This is a genomic window from Paenibacillus sp. J22P165 (assembly GCF_059692015.1).
Genome location: NZ_JCAUAP010000004.1, coordinates 357,576 through 378,039, shown reverse-complemented (window position 1 = coordinate 378,039; position 20,464 = coordinate 357,576). Strand labels below are relative to the sequence as shown.

At 46.1% G+C, this 20,464-nt stretch carries 14 protein-coding genes; 4 read left to right on the top strand and 10 right to left on the bottom strand.

Going from position 1 to position 20,464, the window contains the following annotated elements:
* Positions 1-35: 35 nt before the first annotated feature.
* Together AC58QM_RS11945 and AC58QM_RS11940 are read right to left on the bottom strand one after the other, a co-directional pair.
* Positions 36-1,541 carry an extracellular solute-binding protein gene (locus AC58QM_RS11945; RefSeq protein WP_497284131.1) on the bottom strand — a complete coding sequence of 502 codons (1,506 nt, stop codon included), beginning with the start codon at positions 1,539-1,541 and terminating at the stop codon, positions 36-38.
* 37 nt (positions 1,542-1,578) lie between these two features.
* On the bottom strand, positions 1,579-2,682 hold the full coding sequence (locus tag AC58QM_RS11940) for an SGNH/GDSL hydrolase family protein (RefSeq protein WP_497284129.1): 1,104 nt from the start codon (positions 2,680-2,682) through the stop codon (positions 1,579-1,581).
* Positions 2,683-2,931: 249 nt separating this feature from the next.
* Here AC58QM_RS11940 and AC58QM_RS11935 point away from each other — a divergent pair, with 249 nt between their 5' ends.
* Genes AC58QM_RS11935 through AC58QM_RS11925 form a run of 3 tightly spaced genes read left to right on the top strand, consistent with a single transcriptional unit; the run spans position 2,932 to position 8,786 of the window.
* Entirely contained in the window at positions 2,932-4,503 is a 1,572-nt protein-coding gene (locus AC58QM_RS11935) for an FAD-dependent oxidoreductase (protein ID WP_497284467.1), read from the top strand.
* A gap of 32 nt (positions 4,504-4,535) precedes the next feature.
* Positions 4,536-5,594 (top strand): Gfo/Idh/MocA family protein, encoded by a 1,059-nt coding sequence (locus AC58QM_RS11930; protein WP_497284127.1) that lies wholly within the window; start codon positions 4,536-4,538, stop codon positions 5,592-5,594.
* A gap of 9 nt (positions 5,595-5,603) precedes the next feature.
* A complete protein-coding gene (locus AC58QM_RS11925; protein ID WP_497284125.1) occupies positions 5,604-8,786 on the top strand; it encodes an Ig-like domain-containing protein in 3,183 nt (1,060 codons plus the stop codon).
* 883 nt (positions 8,787-9,669) lie between these two features.
* On the opposite strand, the gene AC58QM_RS11920 is transcribed toward AC58QM_RS11925, so the two are convergent.
* The 6 genes from AC58QM_RS11920 to AC58QM_RS11895 all read right to left on the bottom strand — a co-directional run bounded on the left by AC58QM_RS11920 (position 9,670) and on the right by AC58QM_RS11895 (position 17,576).
* A complete protein-coding gene (locus AC58QM_RS11920; protein WP_497284123.1) occupies positions 9,670-10,506 on the bottom strand; it encodes a Gfo/Idh/MocA family oxidoreductase in 837 nt (278 codons plus the stop codon).
* A 60-nt stretch (positions 10,507-10,566) separates the two neighbouring features.
* On the bottom strand, positions 10,567-12,102 hold the full coding sequence (locus AC58QM_RS11915; RefSeq protein WP_497284121.1) for a type 2 periplasmic-binding domain-containing protein: 1,536 nt from the start codon (positions 12,100-12,102) through the stop codon (positions 10,567-10,569).
* A 111-nt stretch (positions 12,103-12,213) separates the two neighbouring features.
* The gene (locus AC58QM_RS11910; RefSeq protein ID WP_497284465.1) at positions 12,214-13,128 is read right to left on the bottom strand and encodes a carbohydrate ABC transporter permease; all 915 of its coding nucleotides are present in this window, start codon (positions 13,126-13,128) and stop codon (positions 12,214-12,216) included.
* Between the two features lie 63 nt (positions 13,129-13,191).
* The gene (locus tag AC58QM_RS11905; RefSeq protein WP_497284463.1) at positions 13,192-14,097 is read right to left on the bottom strand and encodes an ABC transporter permease; all 906 of its coding nucleotides are present in this window, start codon (positions 14,095-14,097) and stop codon (positions 13,192-13,194) included.
* Positions 14,098-14,333: 236 nt separating this feature from the next.
* On the bottom strand, positions 14,334-15,932 hold the full coding sequence (locus AC58QM_RS11900) for a response regulator (RefSeq protein ID WP_497284120.1): 1,599 nt from the start codon (positions 15,930-15,932) through the stop codon (positions 14,334-14,336).
* Between the two features lie 21 nt (positions 15,933-15,953).
* A complete protein-coding gene (locus AC58QM_RS11895; protein ID WP_497284119.1) occupies positions 15,954-17,576 on the bottom strand; it encodes a glycoside hydrolase family 10-like protein in 1,623 nt (540 codons plus the stop codon).
* A gap of 212 nt (positions 17,577-17,788) precedes the next feature.
* Between AC58QM_RS11895 and mgrA the strand changes: the two genes are divergently transcribed.
* Positions 17,789-18,781: an L-glyceraldehyde 3-phosphate reductase gene (gene mgrA / locus AC58QM_RS11890; protein WP_497284117.1), complete on the top strand. Its 993-nt coding sequence runs from the start codon at positions 17,789-17,791 to the stop codon at positions 18,779-18,781.
* Between the two features lie 16 nt (positions 18,782-18,797).
* On the opposite strand, the gene AC58QM_RS11885 is transcribed toward mgrA, so the two are convergent.
* Positions 18,798-19,640, bottom strand: a complete 843-nt coding sequence (locus AC58QM_RS11885; RefSeq protein ID WP_497284116.1) for an AraC family ligand binding domain-containing protein — start codon at positions 19,638-19,640, stop codon at positions 18,798-18,800.
* 51 nt (positions 19,641-19,691) lie between these two features.
* Positions 19,692-20,297, bottom strand: a complete 606-nt coding sequence (locus AC58QM_RS11880) for a pentapeptide repeat-containing protein (protein ID WP_497284114.1) — start codon at positions 20,295-20,297, stop codon at positions 19,692-19,694.
* Between the last annotated feature and the right edge of the window lie 167 nt (positions 20,298-20,464).

The window sequence follows — 20,464 nt, the reverse complement described above, 5'->3', positions numbered from 1 at the left end:
GCTCACACTCCGACAGATTGCCGGAAACGCACTCCTTATTTGGTGGTTTCGCGCCACCACTCGTTTACTTCCCCGGTAATTTCATCACCGCCGGATTCCTTCCACTTTTTCACAAACGCATCAAATTCTTCTATCGGACTCAATCCCGCAATGATTCGTGTAAATGTCTCCTCTTGCAGCTTAGACAGCTTAACTTGGTGTTTACCCATAGCCGGTGTTGGCGGTCCATTGAACTGATCTTCCATTAAATTGTTCTCAATCCGCTGAATGTTGTCGTATAAATGAAACTGCTCACCGAGTGCCTCCAGTCGATCTTTCGTTACGATCGGATCTGCCATATCCGCTAATGCGCCATAAATGCCACGATAACCGTGCTTCGCATGTTCATCAAAACGAATAGATAATTTCCCGTTCACTCGGGTCCAAATTTCATTCTCAAAACCTAGCTTGAGGCTGGTTTGACCTGGGCCAGCGACGAAATCCAAAAATTTAACGACCGCTTCTGGCTTCTCACTTTTGATAGGAACCACATTGTAGGATCGGACGATTGAGGTGCTGTATACGCCATGCTTCCCGCCAGGACCGACCGGAAATTCTAGCGGAATCCATACGGCATTCGGATCTTTTTTACGATTGGCTGCAATATGGGCGCGCGTATCCGACCAAGCTGCCGAGAATAGGCCGACTCGTCCATTCGCAATCTTTTCACCCAGGACGTCAATTTTATTCAGCGGGAATTCCGGATCTAGTATACCCTCGTCGTACAAGCCACGAAGATACATCAGCGCCTCTTTCATTTCCGGAAGAATACCCGAGTATACCAGCTTTCCGTCCCGTTTGTACCACGCTTTCATTTGTACGCCAAAAGCGCCAAGAAAAGGCGACGTTCTGCGAAGACGCTCTAGAATCGATACGCCATAGGTATCATTTTTTCCATTACCATCTGGATCTCTTTGAGCAAAAGCCCTCATCACCGTCGTATATTCTTCAATCGTCTTCGGGGGCTGTAGACCGAGCTTATCGAGCCAGTCTTTGCGGGCATACATGATTTCGGTTCCCTTTACTTCGTTCAAGCTTGGTATGGCATAGATCTTGCCGTTCACAGTGACATTATCCCAAGCTTCTTTTGGAATTTTGGCTTTTAAATTAGCCCCATATTTATCAATGTAATCATTTAATGGGGTAAGCGCCTTTTGATTAACAAAATGAATAAACCACGATGGATCACTGGTATTCAACAAATCAGGCGGCTCGCCGGATGCCATGATAACGTTTAACTTTTCATCATAACCATTCAGTGGAGGAAGCGTGACATTGACCTGAACGCCAATATTCTTTTCAATATAGCTTAGATAGGGATTATGATTCTCATCCATGTTTTCTGGAAAGTTCATACCTAGGCTATTCGCCACGATTCGTATCGTGGGTTCGTTAGCGGTATCCCCTCTATTTTCTTCATTCATATCCAATTTCGGAATGCCACAGCCAGCTGTTAAACAGCCTAAGAGAATGACCAGCAAGGTTGTTTGCAATCTTTTCATCGAACCATCACCCCTTCAGACTTAGCCAAACAAGCAATCAAGAAGTTAGTATCTTCTTCAGTAACGGTGTCAGTCCATCTGCCATCCGCATAAACCCGAGATCCGTCGGATGAACACCATCGACTGTACATTCGTGAGCATTTTCACCAAGCAATTGAGCGCCCTCGTAATAATAAATGTTAGCGTCACCATTTTCTTGCAGCTGTTCAACCGTTCGCATCTGGACTTGCTTGCGCTTCTCTTTCTCCTGCCGCAACTGTGTTTGAAAGCGTTCCTTTGCGTATGAAATGCTTGAGATCACGAGTATTGGCGTCAGCGCATGTTGGTTGCGGTAAATACGAATAAATTCAGGCAATGTCTGTTGTAGTCTTTCTGACGAAACGCAATTTGCCTCATAGTCCAACACGAGACACGCTGGGTCTGGTATTTCTGCTACAAGATGCGCAAGCTCTGGCTCTCCTTTGCCATTCCCTGAGAAACCTAAGTTCAGGAATTCTCTATTAATACGCCTTGATAATATATTGGTATACGCCATGCCAGGTCGTGAAGCACAACCTCCCTGCGTGATAGATGTACCATAAAAAATGATTTTCTCCTTGTTATCATAGGCAACAGGAGGTGTGATTTGAGCAGCTTGGTCTACACCGACCCAAACTTCTACTACGCCTTGATAGAGTGGAAAATTCAACGTAATACTTCGATATTCTGGCTCCATATCCGCAAACAATACACTTTCGAATTCCGTAAGCTTGGCATCATAAAGGGTTGTGCTGTAATAAAACTGTTCCCCCGGAGCGCCTATGTAGCAGTCGAAACCGCACTGTCCCGTTGCTGGCATATGGTACATATTCGCAGCCCCTGCCAGTTTCACTTGGATAGCTAACGAAGTTGCATTCGTCGTGAAGCGAATTTGTCCGCCAGCCGTGCAATTTGCCAAGCTATTCACTGCTTCCGGGAGTTCCCACGCTGGGTGTGTTGGCAACCTGCGATAAAGCCTCTCCTCGTTCAGCCAGCCAAAGCCTGCTACGTGAAATGGCTGCTCGAGTGGTGAAAACCAATGATACGTATCGTCCACCAATTGTTGAATCCGCATATTCGAATCCAAGTGCAAGGGGTTACTTGGTTGTTGTTGATTCGCCATCTTGCATATCCTCCTCTACTTTCGCTTACCGTCTATTCCTCTACTTGCTTGTTATGAAACTTCGCCTTCTAGAAGGCAATCCCTTTTTTTTCATAGCCAATGGGTTATTAAAGTACCAAAAGAAGTCATGGTCCTCCGCTGTGGCTCTTTACCAGCTGTAATACAATAGGGATAACCTGTGAATGACTACAGGCGAATTGGTAAAAGGAGGGACTATCTGCATTGGTGACCACAAACAACACACCTATTATGCATGAATACCATGCTGATATCGTCGTAATCGGCGGTGGTACCGGCGGCTGCACTGCAGCTCTCGCCGCTGCCAAGTCAGGGAAACAAGTCATCATGACCGAGGAAACGGACTGGATTGGCGGCCAATTAACGAGTCAGGCTGTTCCGCCAGATGAACATCCGTGGATCGAACAATTTGGCTGCACACGCACCTATCGGCAGTTTCGGGAAGGGGTGCGTGACTATTATCGCCGCCATTTCCCGCTTACTGCAGAGGCACGTACACGAGCGCTGCTTAATCCCGGTAATGGCGGCGTTTCACGCCTATGTCACGAGCCGCGTGCTGCTTTAGCCGTCTTGCAGGATATGCTTGCTCCCTACGTAAATAGTGGGAGGCTGCAAATTCTAACTCGCCATCGCATCGAATCCGTCTCTGTCGAGGGCGATGATGTCCGCTCTATCACGGTTCGCAATTTGATGAGTGGCGATCAGGTGTTGTTAACTGCCGCCTATTTCCTTGACGCCACAGAGTGTGGCGATGTGCTGCCGCTAGCTGGCGCGGAATACGTGACAGGAGCCGAGTCCAAAAGCGAGACTGGCGAGCCCCATGCGGTAGATGGCGAAGCATTGCCACAGGACATGCAGGGCTTTACTTACTGCTTCGCCATGGATTATATCGAAGGTGAAGATCACACCATTGCACGTCCTGAGCGCTACGATTTCTGGAAGGAATACAAAGCGGAATTCTGGCCTGATCGTTTGCTCAGCTGGTCCGGTGTTCGCCCTCAAACGCTAGAGCCTGTTTCCTATGAACTATTTGAAGGCACTGAAAAGTACTCCCTATTTTTCTACCGACGCATTATTGATAGCAAGAACTTTCAGGATGGCTTTTATCCTGGCGACATCACCCTCGTCAACTGGCCGCAGAATGACTACTGGTTAGGTTCGATTATCGATGTCAACGAGGAGGACAGAGAGCGAAGCCTCTGGGATGCCAAACAGCTTAGTCTATCGCTGCTTTATTGGCTTCAAACAGAAGCGCCACGACCTGACGGTGGGCAAGGCTACCCCGGCCTTCGACTGCGCAAAGATATCGTCGGGACCGAGGACGGACTGGCTATGTATCCCTACATACGAGAGTCGCGCAGAATTAAAGCGGAATTCACCGTCTTGGAGCAGCATGTAAGCACTGCTTGCCGGCCTGATGGGAAAGCGGAGATTTTCCCTGATTCCGTGGGTATCGGCTGTTATCGCATAGACCTTCACCCGAGCACGGGCAATCGTCATTATATAGATATTTCTTCCTTACCGTTCCAGATTCCACTGGGCAGCTTGATTCCCATTCGTATGAACAATTTACTTCCAGCATGTAAGAATCTAGGCGTTACCCACATTACGAACGGCTGCTATCGTCTACATCCTGTCGAATGGAACATTGGCGAAGCCGCTGGATTTCTAGCAAGTCACTCCATCGATCGCGGAATGATCCCCCGTGAGGTACGTAATACGGAATCTGAGCTTCACATTTTCCAACGTAAGCTTGAAAGCTACGGCATCGAGCTGTCTTGGCCCACGATTCGTCCCGTTTAAGCTTGACTATTCTAATGAAGAGGTGTTCGTAGATGAGTAAAATACGTATTGGCGTTATTGGCGCAGGCTCCATTTCTGAAATGCATTTGAAATCCTATCACAATAATCCGGATGCAGAGCTTTATGCGATTTGTGATTTGAATGAGGAGCGCGCAAAAGCAAAAGCTGAGAAATACGGAATTCCACACATTTACACAGACTATAAGGAGCTGCTCGCCAATGAGGCTGTAGATGCAATTAGCATCTGTACGTGGAACAATAGTCATGCTCAAATCTCCATTGCTGCCTTAGAGGCTGGTAAAAACGTACTCACCGAAAAACCGCTCTGTACCTCGGTAAACGAAGCGCTTGCTGTAGAGGATGCTGTTCGACGTACGGGTAAAACGCTTCAGGTCGGCTTCGTGCGCCGATATGCTTCGAATACCCGCATCATCAAATCGTTCCTCGATAACAATGAGCTCGGCGAAATATACTATGCAAAAGCTTCTTGTATTCGTCGTCTCGGCAATCCAGGTGGCTGGTTTTCCGATGTTGAACGTTCTGGCGGCGGCCCATTGATTGATGTTGGGGTACATGTCATTGACCTTTGTTGGTATTTGATGGGTCGACCTAAAGTGAAATCCATCTCTGGCAATACGTACAAGAAACTTGGCAACCGTGCCAACGTGAAAAATCTCGCTTTTTACAAAGCAGCTGATTATGACCCTACGCATAATACGGTCGAAGACTTGGCGAATGCCTTAATTCGCTTTGAAAACGGTGCTTCCATTCTTGTAGATGTCAGCTTTACACTTCATGCTAAGGAAGATGAATTGACAGTGAAGCTCTATGGGGAAAAAGGCGGAGCCGAGTTGGAGCCGCAGCTATCCATCATTACGGAGAAGTACGATACGATTTTGAACCTCACACCACAGATCAATAACTTGAGCTTTGATTTTGTTGCCGGTTTTCAGGATGAAATCAATTACTTTATTGAAGTGTGTCAAGGTAAAAAGGAAACCCTTTCTCCTGTACAGGATGGGGTCGAAATGATGAAAATACTTTGCGGTGTCTATGAATCTAGCGAAAAAGGTGAAGAAATCCGCTTCTAGGGAAGGAACGTGAAACCAGTGAAACAATCGAAATGGCTAATCATGACCTTATTGATTACATTACTCGCTTCTTCTTGGTCCATAACCGCATCTGCGGCAATCAGTCCCACCGATTTTATTGAAGTTGAAGCTGCGCCTGTCGATATCACCATTGATATTGAAGGTCCGCGCAAGCAAATTAATGCCGTTGACACCGATATGAGTCGAATCACCGATTATGTTGCTTTGTACACGACGGAATTTGCAACATCCGTTACCGTTGGCACCACTTCTGTCGGTGTTGTCGTCGATGCGACGAATCACGTGACACGGGTTGTTAACCCTTCCATCAACGGAGCTGTGCCCGTCTGGACAGGACCTACAACCCTTGTGATCCCGCAAGGCGGCTACATCCTCGTAGCCAACGATGACAGTTGGGCGAATAAAACCTTTAAACAGTACCTCGCCAAAAATTTCAAGGTCGGCGACCTCATTAAGCTGCGCAAAAATGGTGAAGTCGTTCCCGTCACTGCACTCATGACAGGCCAAGGACCACAAGCACGTCTTAAACTGGACAATGACGATTGGTTTACAGTAACCACACCGAAAACGACGGTTTCCGGCAAGCTTGAAAACGTAGAATCCGGCGTCACTTATGGGCTCCGCATCAACCAACAAACAGTTACTTTACAGACTAACGGCACCTTCCAAGGTGAAATTAACCTTACTGAGGGGGTTAATTATTTAGATGTCGTCGCCTCCAAGAACGGCGTAGAAAACGATCGTAAGACGTTAGTCGCGTTTTATAAGAAACAAACGAGCACGGCTAAGGAAGTCGTCCTCTGGGTTGACCAAGGTACTAATATTTTCAAATTGCAGACCCCCGAGAACATTCGCGATATGCTAACCAAAGCGAATGATGCTGGCGTAACAGCCGTTGCGCTTGATGTCAAAGGCGTCGAAGGCTTCGCCAACTATAAGAAGAACGATTTGACTGGCCGTCCGCATATCTCAAAGATGACCGCACCGACGCGTGCGGGTGCGAATCCGAATCTGGATATGCTGGAGGAGTTTATCAAGTACGGGCATCAGCTAGGGATTAAAATCCACGCAGCCTTCAACGTTTTTGCCGAAGGTTCGCCTGCGCACAACGAGTATGCACTGCTGAACCAGCATCTAGATTGGGAAGAGCAAGTGTATCGCCCTGAGGATAATGGACAAATTTTGCGGCTGCGTGAAAGCAAATACTATACATCGGGCAAATCTCTCGTTGCTTTTGTAAACCCAGCCAATGATGATGTTCGAGCGTTTGAGTTAAAGAACATGGAAGAAGTAATCAAGAACTATGATGTAGATGGCGTTGTTCTCGATCGCACCCGTTATGACAATGAGACAGCCGACTTTAGCCCGTTGACACGAGCTAAGTTTGAGACGTTCCTCGCTGCACGGGGCAAATCGTTAACGAATTGGCCTGCCGATGTGTTTAGCTATGTGAACAACGTGCGCCAAGCGGGGCCACTCATCAATGACTGGTGGGAGTTCCGCTCACAAACGATCAAGACATTTACGGATGATGTCCGTTTACTCACCGATCGTTACACCGCTTTGAAAGGTCATAAGGTCTATTCCTCTGCTTATGTGGGTTCCTGGTTCGAGTCCTACTACTTGAACGGCGTCCACTGGGGCAGCCCGAATTTCAAATATGACCGCCGTTTGCAATTACCGGACGATAGCCTTTATACAGATTCGTATGCACAGACTGGCTATGCAGGTAACATCGATTTCCTTATGATTGGTACGTATCAAACAACACAAAAAGAAATCGAACATCATATTACCTTGGGCAATATCGTAACAAACGGTGAAGTTCCCATGTACGCGAGTATCGCTCTGGCGAACATCCAGGATCCTCCACTGCAGCGTTCGGTGTTCCAAGCTGGCCTATCGCAATCGAACGGACTTATGCTCTTTGATCTTTCACAAGTCAACTGGTCCGTAGTGAAGGCATCGCTCCATGATGTGCCATATGTAAAGGATTATCAAATCGGCTCCAGCATCCCAGGCAGCCCTGAGTCTTTCCTTGAAGCGGATCTATTTAATGTGAGTCGAAACGAGAATAATCTTAACATTTATTCGAATGACTTCGGTCAAACAACAGCTACCAGTACATTCGGCGTGGAGGCCATTGTAGACAGCGCAGGTAAAGTCACGAAGGTTGTAAACCAACAACAGGCCCTTAACTGGAACTGGGCTACCATGTCTCCGAATAACAGCGTGATCCCACAAGGCGGCTTCGTTATCTCTGCTCTTGATGCTTCTGGCGTAAGAACGAGAAGGCAGCTAGTCGCTAGAACCTACAAGGTCGGTGATGACGTACGCTCGGCTGTGCTTCAGGGGTATCTAGATGATGCGAACACGAGTACAGCACTGCCTAATCTGGAGATGAAAGGCGAGGTTGACGTCATTGGACCAGGGACAGCACGTGTTCTTTTGAATGGTGTACCTGCAACAGTCGCAAGTAATGGCGAATTTGTTGGCACTGTCCCGCTTGCTATAGGTAACAATGCCGTACAAATCTCCGTTTATGTTGACGGTCGCAAAACGAATGAAAAAACAATTAACGTCACACGCACAGCTCCCATCCTCACCGGTATCGAGCTTGATTCAACTGCCTATCGACTTGTTGCTGGTGACAAACATGCATCGGTTACGACCGCTGTCTACTCAGATCAAACTAAAGCCGTTGTAGCTGGGGCTTCTTACACATCTAGTAATCCGTCGGTAGCCTCCGTTTCAGCTGATGGAATCGTAACTGCCTTGAAAGCTGGTACAGCTGAAATCACGGCTACGTTTGAGGGCAAAACCGCTACATCCACAGTAACTGTCGTAGCGGTGACAAAACTTAGTTTTGACGAAAACAAACACAGCCTTGTCAAAGGTGAAACCTACCAAGCACCACTCAAAGTAACTTATTCCGATGGCGTAGAGAGCTATCTCACTCAAGATGTAACCTACGGTTCCTCGCACGATAAAGTGGCATCCATTGCGGCTGACGGCACGATCACAGCTGTAAAACCTGGATCTGCCACCATCACAGCCACCTATCTTGGCATGCAGGCGGACATCAAGATTAAAGTGTTCAATAGCCACAAGGAAAAGAGTGAAGCAAGCGTGACGGATGCTGATCAGGATCTTAGTGAAGAGCTTGAGTAACTAGGCGACTCCGCACTCATTACCGCTGATGCGCAGGAGATAGTCGGTTAAACCGGCTATCTCTTTTCTATTTGCCGCTTCCACCCATACATTCCCCATTCCCCCATTAGTTCGAAATTACCGAACTAATTCCACCACTCGCATCCCAAATCCTCAATTAGTCCGAATTAATACACCTCAATGCCCCAAACAACCCACACACGCGAAAACGGGCACTGAGTGCCGAGACTGCCACTTTCGACCGCTCAGAGTGCTTTCGGTGCTGATAGGTTACTGAGACTGCATTTATCGACCGCTCAAGAAGCGATTCACATCATTTCACACTAGTTGGAGTGCCGAGAGTGCCACTTTCGACGGCTCAGAGTGCGGTCGGTGCTGGAAGGCTGCTGAGACTGCAATTATCGACCGCTCAAGAAGCGATTCACGTCATTTCAGACTAGTTGGAGTGCCGAGAGTGCCACTTTCGACGGCTCAGAGTACTGTCGGTGCTGAACGGCTACTGAGACTGCAATTATCGACCGCTCAAGAAGCGATTCACGTCATTTCAGACTAGTTGGAGTGCCGAGAGTGCCACTTTCGACCGCTCAGAGTGCGGTCGGTGCTGGAAGGCTGCTGAGACTGCAATTATCGACCGTTCAAGAAGCGATTCACGTCATTTCAGACTAGTTGGAGTGCCGAGAGTGCCACTTTCGACCGCTCAGAGTACAATCGGTGATGTTAGGCAGCTGAGACTGCATTTATCGACCGCTCAAGAAGGGATTCACGTCTTTTCAGACTAGTTTGAGCGATGAGACTGCCACTTCCGACATCCCCACCCACCCATGCCGTTCCTAACGCAAAAAAAGATCCGGCCACTCCCACCAGGAGAAGCCAGATCTTTCATTTACTTTAACGTCAGCCACTGATACGGCGTCTTCGCAGCTTGCATACCCACATCTAGAATCGTAGCAATAGTAATTGTCTCCTCTGAGGAGACAGGTGGTTTACCTGACTCGAAAAACCCCACTAATTTCTTAATAAAAGACCCAAAGAAATCCGACTCAATTGTCATAAACTTCGACGTTCCCGCTTCATAACTGAGTGCCATGTTGAATGGACATTCCCAGCCATAAAGGTTGATTGTCGCTTGGCGTTCGTCTGCATAACCGATAAGAAGAGAAGGCGTCTTGTCGGTTCCCGTCCACATCACCCGTCTGACATCCGTTCCCATTAAGGAAACGATCGGCTCCACTTGATGGATGGCATAATTTTCAAACTTTCCAGGCCCTAAACTGTTAATAGATTCAATTCCCGCATTATCGATCCCTGCATACTCCGCTGCAAATCTTAACGCCGAGGTTGAAAACATAGGGGTTCCGTGCTTCTCAGCTAGCTCAAACATTCGTAACGCCGCAGCTCGATCAGGAGCAAACGTTTTGTCAATATAGGTAGGCTTCCCCGATTGCAATGCCAGACTGGATAGCTCCTCGTGAAACTCGGGATGATCCGGTGATAGAACGACCAAATAGTCACTCTTCTCTACGACCTCTTCAATGGAGTGAAGCAGCTGGATCCCCTTCTTCTCACTCCACGCATCATTACTAAGCTTCCCTTCCATGTTGGTCTTCCCATAAGCATACGCAACCTGCATACGGCCATCCGTCGCTTTGTCGATCCAACCTGGGTATTTCTCCGCGTGCCATTCATCTAGAAAATAATCGATAAATCCGATCTTAGGCATCTCAAACTCCACTCCCTCTAGGAAATAACCCCCCACGGCATAACCGCAGGGGGCACATGACTATTTTTTATTTGCTGCGTACCATTCGTTAGCTGCTTTGGTCATTTCGTCGCCGCCTTCTGTTTTCCATTGAGCAACGAACTTGTCATAGTTTTCAATCGGTTCTGCACCCGTGATGTACTTCAAGAACGTATCTTCCATCAGCTTTTGCAACTTCAAGTTGTATTTACCGATCGCTTCGAGCGGTGGTGCAAAAGCAAGTGGATCAAGAACAATGTTCCCTTTAGCCGCTTCTTGAATTTTTGTAAAAGACTCCGTTAAGATCGGATCTTTCCGTACGCGAGCTTGCCAGTAGATCGGATAATTTTTCTCATCCACACCTGTTAAGAAGGTTGAAGCATTGTTGTATTCATCATTGAATTTCGGCAGAATTGGGAAGTAATTGCCGTTTTCCATCTTATAATGAACGCCTTCTTTACCAATCGCCGCTTCTTTGAAAATATCTTTATCCAGCTTCAGATCTAGATATTTAATAATATCTTCTTTGTTATCTGCCCATTTCGGTATGCCCACATAGAAGCTGATTCCTGCGCTGCCCATAACTTGAACTTTGCCATCATCCCCTTTGAGGTAAGGGAAACTGCCGATTTTCGCGTTTGGAGAGTTTTTCAATAAGGCATTTTGTACAGTTGGTGCGTTAAAATAAGCATTTGAAATGATCGCCGCTTTACCACTTGTGAAATTCTCGATTACTTTATTCGCTTGGTTCAGCGACCATTCCTGATCGATCAATTTCTCCGTGTACAGCTTTTTCATAAATTCCACATATTTTTTCATATTCGGATTCTCAATCGCATTCACTAGCTTGCCATTAACATCTTGCCAGCCAGTTGTTGCGTTTGATTGCACCATCGGTATGCCGAATGTCGGAAGAACCTCAGGGAGAAGCGGACTTTTCCCTCCAGATAACCCCATCACATTTTTCTTTTCTTTCAGCGTTTTCAAAACGGTATACAATTCATCACGCGTCGTAGGTGCTTTTAATCCAAGTTCATCCATCCAATCCTGACGAACGATAAGCTGTGTATTAACAATGGTTCCAGATCCCGTTTGCGGAATGCCGAAAATTTTACCGTTCAGCTTCGCGCCGTTCCAGGAAGTTTGTGAGATCACATTTTTCATATTCGTGCCATATTTATTTACCAACTCATCAATCGGCTCAAGCGCCCCAGAGGCAGCAAGCTTCGAATATTGCGGGCCGCTAAGAAGCATGTAGGCATACTTTTCTTTGTTAGCCATGAGCAAATTAAGCTTATCATCCGGATTTTCGACTGGCAGCATATCGTAGGTAACCTTGTAGCCCGTTTTTTCATTCAGGAACTTGGCCACAACTTCTGTATTCGGATCAAATCGTGCATATTGCAGCAATGCTTTGAATTCTGGTTTCGGCTTATTTGCTTCTACGGTCGCTACAGGAGCTGTTGAAACTGCTGGCGTAGTGGAACTGCTAGTCGTTGTTTGAGTACTTCCGCCACAAGCCGTAATCGCCGCTGCCATCGTTGTGATGGACATGAGAACTAACATCTTTTTAACCATGTAAGAGCCTCCCTATTTTTCCCTTTGAGTATGGATAGCGCAATATACCAAATATCATGGAACCATTGTAGAGCCGGCCCACCACCACCCTTCAAAAAATTGTTTCCAGATTCAACCCTTTACAGAGCCTACAAGAACACCTTTAACAAAATATTTTTGTAGAAATGGATACACACAAATAATGGGAAGTGTAGCTAAAATGATCGATGCCGCCTGAATGGACTGCGGTGAAACATTGAGTGACGCGTCAACATTAGTGCGCATAAACGTGTCCGTTGATGATACGAACAATTCTTTCAAATATAACTGCAGAGGTTTCAACTCTGCCGAGTTAATATAGATTAGTGAAGTAAAGTAATCGTTCCAGAACGTAACCGCATAAAACAAGGCGATAGTCGCTAGTACCGGCATGGAAAGGGGTAAAATAATACGAGCAAGAATCGTCATGTTGCTGGCCCCATCCATTTTCGCCGATTCCTCAAGGCTGTCTGGCAGACTTTCGAAATAGTTTTTGACAATGAGCATGTTGTACACATTGATCATATATGGCAGGAATAGCACAGGCAGCTTATTAATTAGATGAAGCTTGTGCATGAGCAGATACGTCGGGATCAACCCACCGCTAAACAACATCGTAAATAAAAACAGCAGGATGAAAAACTTGCGTCCTCTCAGTCTAGGCTTAGAGAGCGGGTAAGCGGCAAGCGTGGTCATACTTAGCGAGATGATGGATCCAACCAAGGTGACTGTAATCGAAATCATGAACGCACTTAGAAACATCGAATTACTAGCTACATACGTATAAGTTCCTATTTGAAAGTCGATTGGAATGAGATTAACCATTCCCGCTACGACTGCCGCCTCACTGCTCAGCGATTTCGCGATGAGATTAATAAATGGAAAAATCGTCGATAAGCCAAGAAGTATAAAGAATAGGTGGTTAAGGACTGTAAAAATCTTCTCGCCGAGCGATGATGGGATGCCTGAAGACCTTCTGGCTGATTTGGGTTTCAGCATGCTTTGCATATTCATCTTCCATGCCTCCTAAAAGCTTTGCTAGTGCAAACCTCGCATTGTAAGCAGAAGCACTTACCAAATGCCTCGTCCAAAAAACTTTCGAGCCAGACCATTGCCCGATAGAATCAAAATAAACGCGACGACGGATTCGAATACTCCTACAGCAGTTGAAAAGCTATAATCTTGTTCGCCGAGACCAATTCGATACACATACGTACCAATTACGTCTGCGACGTTGTATACACTAGGATTGTACATGACGAGAATTTGTTCCGTTCCAGCCTCCAGCACGTAGCCGAGCCGCAGAATGAACATAAGTAAAATGATCGGAATTAAACCTGGCAAAGTGATATGTACGATTTGTTTCCATTTATTCGCACCATCTATCTTCGCTGCTTCATACAGGCCGGGATCAATACTTGCTAAGGCAGCTAGATAAATAATCGTATTCCATCCCGTTTCCTTCCAGCCTGCCGACCCTATGAGTACAGAGCGGAAAATTTGACTGTCTAGGAAAAATCGGATAGGTTCACCGCCCATAGCAACGATGATTTTGTTGACCATTCCCCCGTTCGTGGAGAGCAGATCGATGAATAGTCCGCTGACGATAACCCACGATAAGAAGTGAGGCAAGTAGACGACGGTTTGCACGCTTCGCTTAAACGCGATGTTTTTTAATTCATTAAGTAAAATAGCAATTACGATGGGGAGTGGAAAGAGAAACAAGATTTTATAAACGGAAATCAACAACGTATTCTGAAATACTTGCAAGAAGCTTGCAGAGGAAATCAGTTTATCGAAATGCTTCATGCCGACCCATGGACTTGCTGCCATCCCATCGAAAATATTAAAATCCTTGAACGCAATAATAATTCCGTACATCGGCGTGTACTTGAACAGCAAGAGGAATGCGATGCCAGGAATAAGTGCAAGGTATAAATCCCAATCTTTCCTAACATCGATCCACAATTGCTGCATATATCTCTTATTAACATTTTTTTTCAAAGATAGGACAGTTTCCTTTGTAGTGTTCGTTTCTCTCAAGGTGCCTCCTCCTTCGTACTGTCTTTCTAAACTTAGTGTATCATCCTCCGTTTTTTTGCGAATTAGAGGAATATTACTTGTTTTGGTACTTTGATAACTTCTCGACTGTAAAAATGAAAAAACCTTCCCGATGATGATCGAGAAGGCTGATAAAACGGTATCTATACGATTTAATTACGAATCTCCCCAGGCGTGACACCCCAGTATTTACGAAATACTCTTGTAAAATAACTCACATCCCTGTACCCAACGCCAGATGCGGCATCGTACACACGTGAGCCCTCCTGCAGAATAGCTTTGGCCCGCTCCATTTTTCTTTCCAGTACATAGGTCGAAAAGGCTTTCCCTGTTTCTTGCTTGAAAAGGCGGCTCAGATAGGACGAATTGACATACATTCTATCTGCGACAGCATGTAACGTCATTTCTTGGTCAATCTCATTTTCCACTAGGCTTAAAATGGTCTTGATCATGCCATGACTCGTCGATTTCCGCCTATGGCCGGCATAATCCAAATACGCTCTTATCATACGCTGCAGCCAAAAAAGGATTTGTTCCTTCGATGCGAGCTCTGAATGGTTATGAAAATACACATAATCCTCGCCAGCTACTTCCCTCACCGGCCAACCCTGCTTTTGGATCATGCTGATAAATAGACAGGTGAAATAGAGAATATGCTCACGAATATCATCAACGGTTTCCGCTTTGGCCATCCCGCTGTTCCAAAGTCCCGTTAACGTTTCCATTGCCTTCTCACAATCCCCTGTTTCGAGCGCAATTTCCAGTGTTTTTTCAAGGTTAGGCTGAAACGTCAGCTCTGGCTCTCTCCCCTGTTCAGCACGATACGGGATTGCCAAATCATGGCCAAGCACAATTCGATCCTGCAACGCGCGTACCGCTTGAACATATAGCTTATTCATATCTGCTATGCTGCCGGTCATACCGCTGATCCCTGCACTCGCACTTAGCTTGAGGCAGCTTTTCACTGTGAATAGCAGCTTTTCAGTTAAAGCATTAATTTTCTGCAGAGCAATTCTAGGCTCCTCTTCACTTGCAAGTTGAAAAATGATAACCGTACAGCCCGCAAAATTGGTGGACACCCAGCTCTGTGTATTCGAAAGTGCTTCCTTCACGATACTGCCGAGTGAAAATTGAAGCAGTGACATATCTTTTCTGCTAAATCGTTGTTCAGTCTCCGAAATCGGATCCATATCGACGATAGCTATAGCGTATGAAGCTTCTTTTGGCAAATCCAATTGTAAATCCTTGCACTTCTGCTCAATCTCCCAAGCTTCGAATTTCCCATTAAACAACCCTTGAAAGAATTCATTAACCAATTGCGGAAGGTGCAGCTTCCACTTCATTTTTAGCTCATCTTCGTTATGACGCTGCTCAAGCTCGCTCTGCAACCTCTCCGCTGCTTCTAGCACCGTCTCCAAAATCTCCTCATCGCCGGCTGGCTTCAACAAATATTTCATAACGCCAAGACCCAGCGCCTGTTGGGCATACGTGAAATCATCATGTCCACTAAGCACAATGATCTTTAACAAAGGATCGACTTGACGCAGGTGCCTTGCTAAGGTTAACCCATCCATTTCTGGCATTTGCAAATCCAACAGGATAATATCAGGCTTTTTGCGATCGATGATTCGAAGTGCTTCCGCTCCGTTACCAGCTTGACCTACGACCTCAATCCCATGTTTATCCCACGGAATATTGTTGGCTAGTGCGTTTCTGAGACGGATTTCATCTTCCACAATTAATAAATTCATAATGGGGACCCCCGCTCGATTTTACTTCACTTGCTTGATCTCGGAGTAACATAGAATCTCTTGCACTTCTGTTAACGTGTTCATCAACTGTTGCACGACAGAGGCGTGAATCGTCTCCTCTTCGCTCGCTTTCAACAGCAATTGCTTGCACGCTTCAATCTTCTCATCTAGCAGGGCATACAATTCTTCTACTTCATGCCTTTGCAAAATAGAAAGGAGGGAGTCCACTCTGCCTACAAGATCATTCGCCATTTTCTCATGAACCGCTTGGCGTGGAAGGTAAACTTGCTCTACGTCTGTTTTCACCGCGTTTAATGCCGCTTGAACAGCACCCAGCGGATACATGCCTGTCGATATGGCATCGATTCGCCAAGGTCCTTGTCGCAAAGCGCGTATCGTTTCATCCGTCGCTTGCCCGAAAGCAAATATGACGGTTCCGCAGTCAATCTCACGTGCAGCAAGCAGCTGCTCTACCGTTTCATGCGCTCCCAATTTGGCGTACATCGGATAGATCCCGCTATATACAAGATTGCCTGGGAGCAGCTCGTTTTTGTGCAGCTGAACAGATGCACGAACTAGTGTTGCTTTTTCATAGTAAGCCTGAGGAATAACGACATCAACATGCTGCGACCAATTGCCAATTTTATCAGACTCCGCACCTGGTTCTGGCGCAGCCGATACTATTATTTTCGGGCTGATCTGCTTAATCTCCTTGTACAGCTCCTCTACAAAATCATCCTCGATCTGCTCGACCCACTTCGTCCATGTTGCCCAGAGTTCCGTCTGCTCGTCTGCATGAATCTCAAGTGGATTCCTGCCATATTCCCGTTGAAAAGTTTCACGGGCATGTGGGCTGAAGCAGTAGCCGTCCTGCCAGTCGTCATTCACATGCGGAAACCGCATGAAATCTAGGTTAATACCCGCAACGCCATATCTCGTAATGATCTCTTTCACAATGGCCAGTAAATACTGACGCACAGCAGGATTCGTTATATCGAGCCAAAAGTAACCAGTCCCCCGCTGTGGCATTGGCTTCTCGGCATCCGCTTGTCTTCGTGAGCGCGCAGACCATTCGGGATAGGCACGCAGTACAGGGCCACCCGTTGGGTCGATACCGACCATGAACCCATCCAACCAAGCGTGTACCGCGATCCCTCGTTTTTCACCTTCATGAACGAAAGCCTCCAGTGGATCCCACCCGCGAAAAGCAGGATGCTGCTCTTCAATCTGTTTCTCCACTGCAATTCGGCTTGGATAAATCGTATAGCCCCAGAGCCAAGTCTCGAGATACAACTCATTAAAGCCTGCCGCTTTCATCCGATCTAACGTGAGGATTACTTCCTCAAAGCTATGCTCGGTAGGGCGATACCAGACGCCACGAGCTTCCGCTGCTCTACTTGGCAAAGCACACAAATAGCCTTCCATAGCTACCATGGATGCAAGATTAGCTTTGCTCAAGCTTTCTTCTGCATCCCCAGCCTGACGTGCCTCTTCCAGCAGCCGTTCTGCTTTTTTCACATGTTCTCTTGCCGAATCAAAAGGAGCGTTGATGTAACTTTCCCAATTCTCCTCTAGTATTTTTTTCGCATAGGTTATCTTCTTTTCAGCCTCTTCCAAACAATGGGCGATTGCCTGTTCTGCCATAGGTAACACCCCTTCATGTGTTTGGTATAGAAAATATCATATCCATGATGAGCTTCATAGGGGAGAGTGATTACTTTCTTTGGTAGATTGATGCGGAATAATCGAGACTTTCAAATCTGACATTAGGACATAAACAACATCCTTATGAACATTGTCTTCTGGTTCAAATCTCTCTAGAATGTAACTTATTCACATGATTAGGAGGTTCAAAAATGACTTATTCAGCTAGTTCATCCAGATATGAAGCCATGACTTATAACCGGAGTGGTCGTAGCGGCCTGAAGCTGCCAGCCATTTCATTAGGCCTGTGGCATAATTTTGGCGGTATTGACACGTTCGAGAACGGCAGAACAATGCTCAAGAGAGCTTTCGATTTAGGGATCACGCATTTCGATTTAGCGAACAATTATGGGCCGCCGCCTGGTTCTGCGGAAGAAATGTTCGGGAAGATGCTCAAAGGAGATTTCGCTGCTTATCGAGACGAGATGATCATTTCGACGAAAGCAGGTTACTATATGTGGCCAGGTCCTTATGGGGAGTGGGGTTCTAAGAAGAATCTAATTGCCAGCTTGGATCAAAGCTTGAAACGTATGCAAGTAGACTATGTCGACATCTTCTATCATCACCGTCCAGATCCGAATACGCCACTGGAAGAAACAATGGCTGCCTTGCACCAAATCGTTCAACAAGGTAAAGCGCTCTACGTTGGTCTTTCCAACTATAAGCCTGAGGAGACGAAAGAAGCCTCCCGCATTCTGAAACAATTAGGGACGCCTTGTGTCATTCATCAACCAAGTTATTCCATGATGAACCGCTGGATTGAAGACGGTCTTCAGGATGTATTGGATGAAGAAGGTATCGGCTCAATTGCTTTTTCACCGCTATTTAAGGGAATTCTTACGGATCGTTATCTGAACGGCATTGCCCCGGATTCCAGAGCTGCTAGTTCAAGCGTCTTCCTCAAAGAAGAAGATATTAATGAAGAGCGAATTTCGAAGGTGAGACAATTAAATGCACTTGCGAATGAGCGTGGTCAAAAAATGTCTCAAATGGCGCTAGCTTGGGTGCTGCGAGGCGGTCGTGTGACTTCAGCCTTAATCGGCGCGAGTAAAGTCAGCCAAATTGAAGATGCCGTTGAAGCATTAAAAGCTCCTGCGTTTACGAAAGAGGAGCTATCCACAATTGATGGGATTTTAAATGCCTAACAGCTCTGCTATTTGATCATCCTGCGCTAATGTAGTTCATATTCCGATATTGTTTAGGTGATACACCCTTTACACGTTTGAACATTTTGGAGAAAATCAGTTGATCCTGGTAGCCGACGGAGTTGGCAATTTCTCCTATGGCATAGTTGCTCTTCTCCAGCAATTCACTTGCTTTATTCATCCGATATTGCAGGAGATATTGTTGGGGAGGCAGCCCTGTCGCTTCTTTGAAAATAGCCGAAAAGTATTTACGATCCAGCTTAAGAAACGCTGCAATCCCTTCAATAGAAATCGGCTCATTATAGTGAGCATGTATGAATTCCATACTTTGAATGATATAACTATCCCATTTCGTAGGCAGTACATCTCCACTTGAAGAGGCAGGAGCCACATCAAGAAGCGCCGTCATAAACGCAAATAAGTGAGCTTTGAGCTGTAAATCGGCACTATTTGGATGGGTATTCGCCTCTGTTAATTGCTCATACATCGTCGGCATTACCTTGAGATCCATCGGAAAAACCGCATATTCTGGTGATAATCGTGTACGTGATACGATCGATTCCACCTGCGCCCCTTGAAAACCAATCCACGAATACGTCCATGGCTCCAACTGGTCCGCTTCATAATAGCTAATCACATGAGGAAAGATAAGAAATCCTTGACCCGGATTGAGTTGATGCGTCACATTTCCGATACGAACAAGCCCTTTCCCTTTATGGATAAGGTGTATCTTGTACATATCACGAACACCAGGCCCAACAGCATGGCCAGGCTTACAATCCTCTTTGCCCCAATGCAGCAAATGTAAATCCGGATCCTTGCGAAATAATCGTTCCTGATTGTAATGAAAGATTGCCATCCGTACCTCTCTCCTCCTCTTTTGCACAGACATTATACCATAAACAAGACATCAATCTACCTTGGCACCATGTGAAAGTGAAAATAAGACCGTTTGCTCTCGATCCATTCGCATACCTGCTATGGTGAACGTTTTGAAATCTATGCCTGCCATTTTGGCCCCTCTTACATCTACTCCTTGTAACTTAGCTTTTGCTAGAATCGCCATTGTCAAATCACTATCTCTTAAATCAGCCCTTTCCAAATCTGCTCCTGAGAAGTCTGCTTCATGAAATTTAACGCCTCGCAAGTCCTGTCGTCCTAATCTGCTATGTCTTAAATTGGTATATGACCAATCCCCACGATAAATCGTCAAGCCATCCAAACTCGCACTCGAAAAGTCCGATCCCATCATTTTACAATGTTCAAATTTCGAAACAAACAGATTGGCTCCGTTAAACGTACAATTTTCAAAAGCAGATTCTTTATGAATGGATCCGTTTAGCGAAGCTCCACGAAAATCACACGCAATAAATCGGCAGTTCGTTGTCGTGATTTCCTCTAGGGATCCGTTTGCAAACAAACAACTATCAAAGGTGCAGCTTATTAGCTCACCATATCTTAAATCTTGCGTACCAAAGTTTACGCCGGTATATGTCTGATTCATTTGCTGGAACATGAGTAGCCTCCTAAGGTTAGTTATTTTAATATAGCACACGGCTGTCAAGTACCTGCATAAACGCAATTGCAAATCAAGCACTTTTTTTATTAGACTTAAAAAAGCGTGAACAAGGAGCCACGCTACAGTAAGCAGCCGGCTCCATTTTCTTCATCGAGCAATGCTCG

Coding starts and splice junctions, on each gene's coding strand:
- AC58QM_RS11945 (WP_497284131.1), bottom strand. CDS start 1,541: ATGAAAAGATTGCAAACAACCTTGCTGGTCATTCTCTTAGGCTGTTTA.
- AC58QM_RS11940 (WP_497284129.1), bottom strand. CDS start 2,682: ATGGCGAATCAACAACAACCAAGTAACCCCTTGCACTTGGATTCGAAT.
- AC58QM_RS11935 (WP_497284467.1), top strand. CDS start 2,932: ATGCATGAATACCATGCTGATATCGTCGTAATCGGCGGTGGTACCGGC.
- AC58QM_RS11930 (WP_497284127.1), top strand. CDS start 4,536: ATGAGTAAAATACGTATTGGCGTTATTGGCGCAGGCTCCATTTCTGAA.
- AC58QM_RS11920 (WP_497284123.1), bottom strand. CDS start 10,506: ATGCCTAAGATCGGATTTATCGATTATTTTCTAGATGAATGGCACGCG.
- AC58QM_RS11915 (WP_497284121.1), bottom strand. CDS start 12,102: ATGGTTAAAAAGATGTTAGTTCTCATGTCCATCACAACGATGGCAGCG.
- AC58QM_RS11910 (WP_497284465.1), bottom strand. CDS start 13,128: ATGCAAAGCATGCTGAAACCCAAATCAGCCAGAAGGTCTTCAGGCATC.
- AC58QM_RS11905 (WP_497284463.1), bottom strand. CDS start 14,097: ATGCAGCAATTGTGGATCGATGTTAGGAAAGATTGGGATTTATACCTT.
- AC58QM_RS11900 (WP_497284120.1), bottom strand. CDS start 15,932: ATGAATTTATTAATTGTGGAAGATGAAATCCGTCTCAGAAACGCACTA.
- AC58QM_RS11895 (WP_497284119.1), bottom strand. CDS start 17,576: ATGGCAGAACAGGCAATCGCCCATTGTTTGGAAGAGGCTGAAAAGAAG.
- mgrA (WP_497284117.1), top strand. CDS start 17,789: ATGACTTATTCAGCTAGTTCATCCAGATATGAAGCCATGACTTATAAC.
- AC58QM_RS11885 (WP_497284116.1), bottom strand. CDS start 19,640: ATGGCAATCTTTCATTACAATCAGGAACGATTATTTCGCAAGGATCCG.
- AC58QM_RS11880 (WP_497284114.1), bottom strand. CDS start 20,297: ATGTTCCAGCAAATGAATCAGACATATACCGGCGTAAACTTTGGTACG.